General features: G+C 64.7%; 12 protein-coding genes and 1 tRNA gene. All 13 read right to left on the reverse strand.

The annotated features are described in order from the left end of the window. Window positions 1–14: 14 nt before the first annotated feature. Window positions 15–88, reverse strand: a tRNA-Pro gene (locus V6M39_RS12015). A gap of 55 nt (window positions 89–143) precedes the next feature. Further along, window positions 144–1,469, reverse strand: coding sequence for a ribosome biogenesis GTPase Der (gene der / locus V6M39_RS12020; RefSeq protein WP_332644053.1), 1,326 nt, complete (start codon window positions 1,467–1,469; stop codon window positions 144–146). After that, entirely contained in the window at window positions 1,462–2,163 is a 702-nt protein-coding gene (locus V6M39_RS12025) for a lysophospholipid acyltransferase family protein (RefSeq protein ID WP_332644054.1), read from the reverse strand. Before V6M39_RS12025 ends, der begins: the two co-directional genes overlap by 8 nt. After that, window positions 2,160–2,822 carry a (d)CMP kinase gene (gene cmk / locus V6M39_RS12030; RefSeq protein ID WP_332644055.1) on the reverse strand — a complete coding sequence of 221 codons (663 nt, stop codon included), beginning with the start codon at window positions 2,820–2,822 and terminating at the stop codon, window positions 2,160–2,162. Before cmk ends, V6M39_RS12025 begins: the two co-directional genes overlap by 4 nt. 12 nt (window positions 2,823–2,834) lie before the next feature. Further along, window positions 2,835–3,887, reverse strand: a complete 1,053-nt coding sequence (locus tag V6M39_RS12035) for a prephenate dehydrogenase (protein WP_332644056.1) — start codon at window positions 3,885–3,887, stop codon at window positions 2,835–2,837. Then, a complete protein-coding gene (locus V6M39_RS12040; protein ID WP_332644057.1) occupies window positions 3,884–4,609 on the reverse strand; it encodes a pseudouridine synthase in 726 nt (241 codons plus the stop codon). Before V6M39_RS12040 ends, V6M39_RS12035 begins: the two co-directional genes overlap by 4 nt. Further along, complete coding sequence (gene scpB / locus V6M39_RS12045) at window positions 4,602–5,243, reverse strand: SMC-Scp complex subunit ScpB (protein WP_332644058.1); 642 nt, start codon at window positions 5,241–5,243, stop codon at window positions 4,602–4,604. Before scpB ends, V6M39_RS12040 begins: the two co-directional genes overlap by 8 nt. Continuing rightward, a complete protein-coding gene (locus V6M39_RS12050; protein WP_332644059.1) occupies window positions 5,236–6,135 on the reverse strand; it encodes a segregation and condensation protein A in 900 nt (299 codons plus the stop codon). The genes scpB and V6M39_RS12050 overlap by 8 nt, the downstream gene beginning before the upstream one ends. Further along, the gene (locus tag V6M39_RS12055) at window positions 6,132–6,473 is read right to left on the reverse strand and encodes a hypothetical protein (RefSeq protein ID WP_442880787.1); all 342 of its coding nucleotides are present in this window, start codon (window positions 6,471–6,473) and stop codon (window positions 6,132–6,134) included. The genes V6M39_RS12050 and V6M39_RS12055 overlap by 4 nt, the downstream gene beginning before the upstream one ends. Beyond that, window positions 6,458–7,306 carry a ParA family protein gene (locus tag V6M39_RS12060; RefSeq protein WP_332644061.1) on the reverse strand — a complete coding sequence of 283 codons (849 nt, stop codon included), beginning with the start codon at window positions 7,304–7,306 and terminating at the stop codon, window positions 6,458–6,460. The genes V6M39_RS12055 and V6M39_RS12060 overlap by 16 nt, the downstream gene beginning before the upstream one ends. 56 nt (window positions 7,307–7,362) lie before the next feature. Further along, window positions 7,363–8,283: a site-specific tyrosine recombinase XerD gene (gene xerD, locus V6M39_RS12065; protein ID WP_332644062.1), complete on the reverse strand. Its 921-nt coding sequence runs from the start codon at window positions 8,281–8,283 to the stop codon at window positions 7,363–7,365. Further along, window positions 8,280–8,888 (reverse strand): NUDIX hydrolase, encoded by a 609-nt coding sequence (locus V6M39_RS12070; protein WP_332644063.1) that lies wholly within the window; start codon window positions 8,886–8,888, stop codon window positions 8,280–8,282. Before V6M39_RS12070 ends, xerD begins: the two co-directional genes overlap by 4 nt. Then, window positions 8,885–10,555: a CTP synthase gene (locus V6M39_RS12075; protein WP_332644064.1), complete on the reverse strand. Its 1,671-nt coding sequence runs from the start codon at window positions 10,553–10,555 to the stop codon at window positions 8,885–8,887. The genes V6M39_RS12070 and V6M39_RS12075 overlap by 4 nt, the downstream gene beginning before the upstream one ends. Between the last annotated feature and the right edge of the window lie 37 nt (window positions 10,556–10,592).

Consider the following 10,592-nt stretch of genomic DNA (forward strand, 5'->3'; position numbering starts at 1 on the left):
CCTCTTCTCAAACGTCGGGCTGACAGGATTTGAACCTGCGACCCCCTGACCCCCAGTCAGGTGCGCTACCAAGCTGCGCTACAGCCCGTTTGTACCGAAGTGGAACTTTACCGCAGGACGGTCACCGATCCTGCAGCGGTCGATCAGCGGCGCTCGCGCTTCTTGCGTGGACGCTGCTGCAGATGGATCGGCGTACCGACGAAGCCGAACGTCTCACGCAGACGACGCTCGATGAATCGCATGTACGAAGCTTCGAGCTTGCCCGAGGTGAACAGAATGAATGTCGGCGGTGACGTCGAGGCCTGCGTGCCGAACATGATCTTGGGCTGCTTGCCACCGCGCACCGGGTGAGGGTGCTCAGCGACGAGACGCCCCAGGAATGCATTGAGTGCACCTGTGGTCACGCGCGTCTCCCAGCCCTCCAGCGCAGCGTCGAGCGCACGTACGAGGCGATCGATGTGCCAACCCGTGCGAGCGGTGATGTTGATCGTCGGCGCCCACGGAACCTGAACGAACTCGCGCTCCATCTCGCGCTCGAGGTAGTAGCGGCGCTCTTCGTCGACCAGGTCCCATTTGTTGAACGCGATGATCAGCGCGCGGCCAGCATCGGCGACGGAGCTGATGATGCGGGTGTCCTGCTCGGTGATCGGCTGGCTGGCGTCGATGATCACGACGGCAACCTCGGCGCGATCGATGGCCGAGCTCGTACGCAGGCTGGCGTAGTACTCGTGACCCGACGCATCGCGTACGCGGCGACGGATGCCGGCGGTGTCGATGAAGTTCCAGGTGCGATCACCGAGGACGACGAGCTCGTCGACCGGATCGACGGTCGTACCGGAGGCATCGTCGACGACAACGCGCTCTTCGCCGGCGAGCTTGTTGAGCAGGCTGGACTTGCCGACATTGGGCTTGCCGACGATCGCAACGCGGCGCGGACCCTCGGGAGCGTCGAAGTCTTCCGGCGGTGTCTCCGGCAGCGCCTCGAGAATCGCGTCGAGCATGTCTCCGGAACCGCGCCCATGCAGGGCGGAGACGGGGTACGGCTCCCCGAGACCGAGATTCCACAGTCCGGCGGCCTCAGCTTCGGCTCGCTGGTCGTCGACCTTGTTGGCGGCCAACACGACCGGCTTCTTGGCGGCGCGAAGAATCTTGACGACCTTTTCGTCGACATCGGTGATGCCAACCGTTGCGTCGACGACGAACAGAACAGCATCGGCGACCTGGATCGCGATCTCCGCCTGGGCGGCAATGCGTTCGGCGAGTCCACGAGCGTCGGGATCCCAGCCGCCGGTGTCGACAACAGTGAATGCACGGCCGTTCCACACCGCGTCGTAGTAGACACGGTCGCGCGTGACTCCCGGGACGTCCTCGACGACAGCTTCGCGTCGACCGATGATGCGGTTGACGAGCGTCGACTTGCCCACGTTGGGTCGACCGATCACAGCCAGGACGGGTACGGCCTCAGCCATCGGATGAGCCTCTCGGCAAGGGGCCGGGCAGCTCGCGTTTCAGCACGTTCTGTGACCAGGTGACATGGGATCGCAGGTGCTCGTGAATCTGCTCGCCCGCGTCTTCCAGTATCTCACGATCTCGTGGCCAAGCCTGCATCGGGAATTGCAGCGGCTTGCCGTAGACGATGTCCAGGCGCGCACCCTTGGGCGCTTTGGTCTCCGAAGGCTCCCCCGCCTGACGGGTGCCGAAGATGGCAATAGGGATGATCGGTGCACCACTGACAAGAGCCAGCCAGGTGACGCCGCCCTTGAACTTCTCGAAGTCGCCAGCCCCGCGGGTCGACTCAGGATAGATCAGTACGACCTGGCTGGCCGCCAGGGCCTGGGCCGCGCGTCGCAGGGCCCCGGTGTCGGTACGCGTACGGCTGACCTTGATCTGGCCGACGAACTTCAGCAGTCGACCGGTCTTGCCGACAAATTCTTCTTCCTTGACCAGCGCGTGGGCCGGCCGCGGAGACTTCATGAACAGCAGCGGCCCGTCGAGCCAGCCGATGTGGTTGCTCGCCAGGATGACTGGGCCGTGTTCCGGCACGTTTCCCTGCCCGCGTTCGTGTATGTCCCAGCGCCGGTCGAAGTACGGGCCCGCAATGCTTCGCATGAGCTTGAGCCCGCCCTCGGGCAGCCCGCGTGGCGGTGCGTCGACGAGGCTCACGGTTGCTCCACCATGTCGACGATCGTGTTGATGACTTCTTCGAGCGTCATGTACGTGCTGTCGACCAGCACCGCGTCGTCAGCCATGGCAAGCGGAGACGCCGCCCGGTTCGAGTCGATCTCGTCGCGTCTTGCCAATGCCTGCTCGGTCGCACTGGCGTCGGTGGATCCGTCCTCGGCAGCCCGTCGTGCTGCACGCGCAGCCGGATCGGCCACCAGATAGATCTTGAACTCAGCGTTGGGGGCAACCGTCGAGCCGATGTCGCGCCCCTCGACCACGATGCGATGGTCGTTGTCTGCAATCGACTGGCGCTGCATCGAGACGAGCTGCTCGCGTACGGACGGCACGGCCGCGACATGGCTCACTGCAGCGGTGACGTCCTCACCACGGATCGCCTCGGCGACGTCAACACCGTCGGCATGGATGGTGGGATCGAGCGGGTTCACGCCTGATTCGAGGTGTACGCCCTTGGCTGCGACGGCGATCGCGTCGGGATCCGTCAGATCGGTACCTGCCTGCAGGAGCGCCCAGGTCATCGCGCGATACATCGCCCCCGTGTCGAGGTACGCGAGGCCGAGCCGATCGGCCACGCCTCGAGCCGTGCTCGACTTGCCGGATCCGGACGGACCGTCGACGGCAACGACCAGGGACGTGCTCACAGAAATAGCTCCTCAGCTGTAGGCGGACCATCCACGTGCAGTCAGCGCGTCGACCAGGGTGTCGGCGTGTGCCGCAACGACCGTGATCTCGACCTGACCCACGCGTCGACCCAGTTCGTGATCGATGCGGATGTCCTCGATGTTGACACCTGATTCTCCCGTATGAGCCATGAGCCGTGACAACTCGCCCGGCTCATCGGGAACTGACACGTAGACGGTCGCGATCTCGGCAATCTGTTCGCCGTGCTTGCCCGGTATGAGCTTGGTGCCCTCCTGGCCCGACTGGAGGACCTTGCCCAGGCTCGCGGTGTCGGTTCCGATGGAGTCGATCACTCGATCGAGGTCACCACGTACCTGTTCGAGCACCGCACGTACCTCGGCCGCATTGGCTCCGAGGATCTCCTGCCACAGCGAGATGTCGCTGCCAGCGATGCGGGTGACATCGCGCAGCCCAGGACCTGACAGCGCTAGGTGGTCCTGAGGGGCTCCATGCAGGCGCGCCGCGGTCAGGACCGCAAGGACGTGTGGAACGTGGGACACGACGGCCACGGCACGGTCGTGCGCTTCGGCATCCATCTCCAGCGGTACGGCGCCGACGAGCTCGGCAACCTCGACGACCCGGGCAACCGACTGCGGATCGGCGCCGGGCAGCGAGGTGACGGCCCACGGGCGGCCTTCGAAGAGACGCGCATACGCGGCCATCGGACCGGACCGTTCGCTACCTGCCATCGGGTGGCTGCCGACGTAACGTTCGCTGCCCGTCAAAGGTGTGATCTCTGCCTGCAGCGTCGCCTTGACGCTCGCAACGTCGGTGACTGTCGCCTCGGGCCAGGTGGTGAGGGCGTGGGCGACGCATGCGGCCACCTCGGTCGGCGGGACCGCGACAACCACCAGCGCCGGTGCGTCTACAGGCTCAGCCGTTCCCGCGCCACGCGCGACTGCAAGCTCAACATTGGATTCGAGGATGTCGTCAAGATGGACTTCGACACCCGCCTCCGTCAGTGCCAGCGCGAGAGACGTGCCAATCAGTCCACAGCCCAGGACGAGGACGGGACTTGGGCTCATGCCTCCACGCTATCGAAGAGTGCGCCGAGCTCCTCGCGTGACAGGTCGCGCATGGCGCCGGCGGCGAGCCCACGCAGATCGAGCGGTCCGAACGCCGAGCGGTTGAGCTCGACCACCGGATGGCCAACCGCGTCCAGCATTCGCCGCACGATCCGGTTGCGACCCATGTGAATGTCGAGCTCGACGATCGACCGACCGCGTGACCGGTCCTTGACCAGGAAACGATCGACGACAGCGGGACCATCATCGAGCTCGATGCCTGCCTTGAGTGTTGTCGCGACCGTGTCAGACACGGTGCCGTCGACCAGTGCGACGTACGTCTTGATGATCTCGAACGACGGGTGCGCGAGCTTGTGGGCGAGATCGCCGTCATTCGTCAGCAGCAGCAGACCTGATGTGTCGGTGTCGAGGCGGCCCACGTGGAACAAGCGGTCATCGCGACCGGCGACTATCGACGACAGGTCGGGGCGACCGTGCTCGTCGGCCATCGACGTGACGACTCCTCGAGGTTTGTTGAGCAGTACGTACGCGTGGTCATTGGGAGGCGGAATGCGCTTGCCATCAACGCGTATGACGTCGACGAGCGGATCGACTCGGGATCCCATCTGATCGATGATCTCGCCGTTCACCTCGACTCGGCCGTGGGCGATCATGTCGTCACACCGTCGACGACTTCCCAGCCCGGCCTGCGCCAGTGCCTTCTGCAGGCGGATCTCAGCCACGATCGTCGGCAGCCTCGGCACTCGCGTCGACCACTAGGGCGTCAGCAAGCGGCGTCTCGTCGTCCATGTCACCAAGCTCAGGAAGCAGCGGTGCGATGTCGGGCAGCTCGCTGATGCTGCCCATTCCCATGCGCTCGAGGAAGTAGCTCGTCGTGCGGTAGAGGATGGCGCCGCTCTCGCCGTCGACGTCGGACTCTTCGATCAGTCCGCGAGTTACGAGCGTACGCACGACGCTGTCGACGTTGACCCCACGAATCGCGGAGATCCGCGTACGGCTGATCGGCTGGCGGTACGCCACCACGGCCATGGTCTCCAGAGCCGCCTGGGTCAGACGGGCTTGCTGCCCGTCGAGGATGAACCGCTCGACAGCGCTTGCGTACTCCTCGCGGGTGAAGAATCGCCAACCGCCGGCGACATTGCGCAGCTCGAAGCCTCGCCCCTGCTCTGTGTACTGCTGGGCCAATGACTTGAGCGCATTGTCCACGTCAATCGGCGGGTGTCCCACGGCCTGCGCGAGCGTCAGGTGATCCAATGGCTGGTCTGCCACCATGAGGACGGCTTCGAGCGCGGGCAGGAGCTCGAGCATCTCCAGCTCGAGCTCATGAGGTCCGGTGGGGAGGTCGTGCTCAGTCATCTGTGCCTTCAAGATCGGTGCTCTCTGGGTCATCGCTTGGGGAGTCCTCGGCCAGGTGCAGGCCGGGTGCAGGCTCATCGTCGGGTGAGCCCATCGGCTTGTCGAACTCGTCGCCGACATCGATGTCGCCCTCGTCGGTTCCGGTCCAGCGCAGGTGCAGGTCGCCGAGCGGTGTCGCCTGTTCGAAGGCGATCACGCCCTCCTTGAACAGCTCAAGAAGCGCGAGGAATCGAGCAACCTTGGTGATCAGGTCAGGGGCATCTGCGGTCAACGCACGGAACGTCAGTCCTCGCTCGCGTCGCAGGCGATCGACGATCAGATGCCCTTGCTCGCGCACGCTCACCGAGGGCGCGTGTAGGTGTGCCAGGGACAGGATCGGTACGGCCTTGGGCTGGAGCGCTGCCGCAGCAAGTGCGGCCAGCTCCTCCGGGCCGACTGAGATGAGCACTTCGGGCAAAAGCTCAGCGAACCTCGGCTCGAGGCCGACGACGCGCGGGAACCGACGAGACTCATCGGCGAGCTTCTCGGCCATCACTCCGGCCATCAACTTGTAGGCGCGGTACTGCATCAAGCGCGCGAACAGCAGATCTCGTGCCTCGAGCAGCGCAAGGTCTTCTTCGTCCTCAACCTCCGCCTGCGGCAGCAATCGCGCCGTCTTGAGGTCGAGCAGGGTGGAGGCGACCAGCAGGAAGTTGGTCGTCTGGTCGAGGTCGTCACCCAGCGCCTTGATGTAGGCGATGAACTCAGTCGTCACGGTCGAGAGCGCAACTTCGGTGATGTCGAGCTGATGCTTGGAGATCAGCTGAAGCAGCAGGTCGAAAGGACCCTCGAAATTTGCCAGGTTGACCGAGAATCCCGCTGGCGCGGATTCGTCCACGTCAGCCAGTGTCATGTCTCGCTCAAGCGCCGGGCGACATCGCTGTCGGTGCCGCGTGCCTCAAGGTCTGCCAGCGCGAGAGCAAGCGCGGCGCGAACGAATCGCCCGCGATCGACTGTCCGGCCGAGCTCGCTGCGCAGCTTGAGTCGCGCCTGCTCAACGGCCAGCAGCTCAGCCGCGGTGACGTAGACCGTCATCTTCTCGTCGTGCTTGACCCGACCACTCGCCGTTGCAGAATCCTCATCGCTCGCCGCCACGCCGTCGTTCGCTGTGGCACGGAAGAGTTCATCGGCGCCGGGCATGGCCGGGCGCTTGCCCGGCCCTCCCGGGGCTCCAGTCACGCGCCGGGGCATCGCACCAAGACCTCTCGCGCGAGCTGGCGGTATGACGCAGAGCCGGGTGAGTTCGTGGCGTACTCGGTGATCGGTTCGCCCGCGACGGTCGAGTCGGAGAACTTCACCGTGCGTCGGATGACCGTATGGAACACGAGATCGCCCCAGCCCTCGACGAGGGTCTGCAGGACTTCCTTGCCGTGCAGCGTGCGGCTGTCGTACATCGTGCCCAGGAGACCAATGATCTGCAGATCGTCGTTGGTGCGGTCGCGCACCTTCTCGATCGTGTCCTTGAGCAGTGCCACGCCACGAAGCGCGAAGTACTCGCACTCGAGCGGTACGACAACGCCGTCGGCGGCCGTGAGAGCGTTGACGGTGAGCAGGCCAAGTGAGGGCTGGCAGTCGATCAGAATGACGTCGTAGTCGTGCAAGATCGGCTTCAGCACCCGCGAGAGAACCTGCTCGCGACCGACCTCAGTGACCAGTCGCATCTCGGCGGCGGAGAGGTCGATGTTGGAAGGCGCCAGGTCGAGGCCCTCGATCGACGTCGGCATGATGATGTCCTTGATGCCGATCTCACGGTCCATCAGCACGTGATAGATGCTCTGGTCGAGCTCGTACGCGTTGACACCCATGCCGACGGTCATCGAGCCCTGCGGATCGAAGTCAACGAGCAGCACTCTGCGGCCGGTCTCGACCAGAGCGGCGCCGAGATTGATGGCCGTCGTGGTCTTGCCAACGCCACCCTTTTGGTTGCACATGGCAATCACGGTGGCGGGCAAGCCGGGTTTGCGTTTCTTGGGCTCCGGAAAGTTCGGCAGAGGACGGCCGGTGGGTCCAAGTTCCTTGCTCATCTGGTTCCCTTGCAGCTCGACCGTCGGACGAGCGTCACTCTACCGCCCAGATTCCGTCACTGTGTTGCCCTCGGGTGGGCAGATGCATAAATCTCGCGCAGTTTCTCCACCGTGACCAGTGTGTAGATCTGTGTTGTCGTCACCGAGGCATGTCCGAGGAGCTCCTGCACGACTCGTACGTCAGCCCCGCCGTCCAGGAGATGTGTGGCAAATGAGTGACGCAAGGTGTGCGGCGATACGTCCGCGGTGACGCCCGCGCGCTTGGCCGCCTTCGTGAGGACCGTCCACGCACTCTGACGAGACAGCCGCCCGCCACGAGCGTTGAGGAACACCGCGGGCGAGTTCTGCCGCGCCGACACCAACGCTGGACGGGAAGAGGTCAGGTAGTCGGTCAGGGACGCGAGAGCGAACGATCCGACTGGGAGGATCCGCTGCTTGCCACCCTTGCCCCGCAGGAGGACGGTCGAGTCCTCAAGATCAAGATCGTCAAGATCGATACCGACGGCTTCGGAAATGCGGGCGCCAGTGCCGTACAGCACCTCCAGCAGCGCACGATCGCGTGACGACAATGTCGTTCCGGGCGCTCCAGCGGCCTCGAGGATCGCCTCAATGTCACTCAGCGGCAGGGCTTTGGGCAGCCGCGCAGCCGGCCGGGGCGGTTTCACCGCAGCAGTCACGTCAGCCGTCACGAGCTGTTCTCGGACCATGAAGCGGTGCAGACCGCGCGCCGACACGATCGTGCGGGCAGCGCTGGCCGTACCGAGTGCCGAATGCTCGTCATCGCCCGTACGCAATGAACCCAGGAACGCCGCGATGTGGTTTTCGGTGATCTCGGCAGGCTCCGTCAGGCCCTCCGCGGTCAGGAAGTCGACGTATCGCCGCAGGTCACGGCGGTAGGAACGGATCGTGTTGTCGGCCAGGCCGCGCTCGACGCTGAGGTGGCTCAGGTAGTCCTGCACGAGCCGCTCCATGCTCATTTGGAGCGCAGCACCTGCGCGGCAAGAATCGCGGCCACGGTCAGGGAATCGCTGATCCGGCCAGCAAGTACGGCGGCAACGGCCTCGTCGAACGGCAGCCACCACTGGACCATGTCTGCCTCTTCAGCGAGGCGTGCAATGCGATCGGCTTCGGGTACCGGGCTGAGATCCGTGGCGAGGAAGACCTGCCACGACTCGGTCGAGTAGCCCGGAGTCGCCACCAGCTTGAGCTGCGACTCCCAATGACCTGCGATCAGGTCAGCCTCTTCGGCGAGCTCGCGGATCGACGCATCGAGTGCGGACTCCCCCGGTACGTCGAGTGTTCCGGCTGGGATCTCAAGCAGTCGGCGGCGTACGGGATGGCGGTACTGCTCGACGAGCAGCAGACGATCCTCGTCGTCGAGCGCAAGGATGCCGATCGCATCATTGGGACTCACCACCGCCCGCGCGTGCTCTGCGCCGTCGGGGTCAACGATTGTGTCGACGCCGAGGCTGACGTACGGGCTCTCGTACTTGGACTCGCTCGAAGCGACCGGCCACGATGCCTCGGCATCGCTCAGGATGCTGCCGGCAAGCTGTCCCGGCAGATGAGGGTGATCCGTCATGCGGGCTGCTGCTCTTCGACCGGCAAGCGCGTCTCGAGCTGGCGCACGAGTGCCGCGCCAATCAAGCCGGCGAACAACGGATGCGCCTTGGTCGGACGCGAGCGAAGCTCGGGGTGCGCCTGGGTCGACACGTAGTACGGGTGCACCTCACGTGGCAGCTCGACGAACTCGACGAGAGTTGAGTCAGGCGATGTGCCGCTGAAAACGAGCCCAGCCTTCTCCAGCTGCTCACGGTAGGAGTTGTTGACCTCGTAACGGTGGCGGTGGCGCTCTTCGACCTTCACGGCGCCATAGGCCTCGGCGACCACGCTTCCGGCCTTGAGAGTCGCGGGATACAGGCCCAGACGCATCGTGCCGCCAAGGTCACCCTCGCCGTCCACGATCGACAGTTGCTCGGCCATCGTCGCGATGACAGGGTGCGGTGCATCCGGATCGAATTCTGACGAGCTCGCACCCTCGATGCCGGCAACGTTTCGGGCGTACTCAATGACCATGCACTGCAAACCAAGGCACAGGCCGAGGACCGGGATGCCACGCTCTCGGGCGTACTTGAGCGCTCCGAGCTTGCCTTCGATACCGCGAATTCCGAACCCACCGGGCACGCAGATGCCATCGACGTCACCGAGATGTTGTGCGGCACCCGCCTCGGTCTCGCAGTCATCTGACGGCACCCAGCGGATCTTGACGCGGGCGTCGTGGGCAAATCCACCGGCGCGCAGCGCCTCAGCCACCGACAGGTAGGCGTCGGGCAGATCGATGTACTTGCCGACAAGCGCGATCGTCAGCTCTTCAGCCGGCTCGTGCACTCGGCGAAGGAGCTCGTCCCACTGGGTCCAGTCGACATCGCGGAACGGCAGGTCGAGGCGACGCACGACGTACGCGTCGAGGCCCTGACTGTGCAGCACCTTCGGGATGTCATAGATCGATGGCGCGTCGGCCGCCGTGATCACGGCTTCCTGGTCGACGTCGCACATCAGCGAGATCTTGCGCTTCATGCTCTCGGGAATATCGCGGTCCGCGCGGCAGACAATCGCGTCGGGCTGGATACCGATCGAGCGGAGTGCGGCGACCGAATGCTGGGTCGGCTTGGTCTTCAGCTCACCTGACGGGCCGATGTAGGGCACCAGTGAGATGTGCAGGAAGAACACATTGCCTCGGCCGACGTCATGACGTACCTGACGTGCAGCTTCGAGGAACGGGAGCGACTCGATGTCGCCGACGGTGCCGCCGATCTCGGTGATGACGACGTCAACATCGGGGCCAGCCATTGCACGGATGCGTGACTTGATCTCGTTCGTGATGTGCGGGATGACCTGGACGGTGTCACCGAGGTAGTCGCCGCGGCGCTCCTTGGCGATGACCTCGGAGTAGACCTGCCCGGTGGTGACGTTCGCAATTCCGGCCAGGTCAACGTCGAGGAAGCGCTCGTAGTGCCCGATGTCGAGGTCCGTCTCGGCTCCGTCGTCGGTCACGAAGACCTCACCGTGCTGGAACGGGTTCATGGTTCCCGGGTCGACGTTGAGATAGGGGTCAAGCTTCTGCATCGTCACGCGGAGACCGCGAGACTTGAGAAGTCGCCCGAGGCTTGAGGCGGTGAGACCCTTGCCGAGCGAAGATGCGACTCCGCCGGTCACAAATACGTGTTTGGTAACCGCGCTACCTGCCAAGGTGACTCCCGTGGTCGAAAACCGATGTCGAGCGCTC

The organism is Aeromicrobium sp. (assembly GCF_036675695.1).
Taxonomy (GTDB): Bacteria; Actinomycetota; Actinomycetes; order Propionibacteriales; family Nocardioidaceae; genus Aeromicrobium.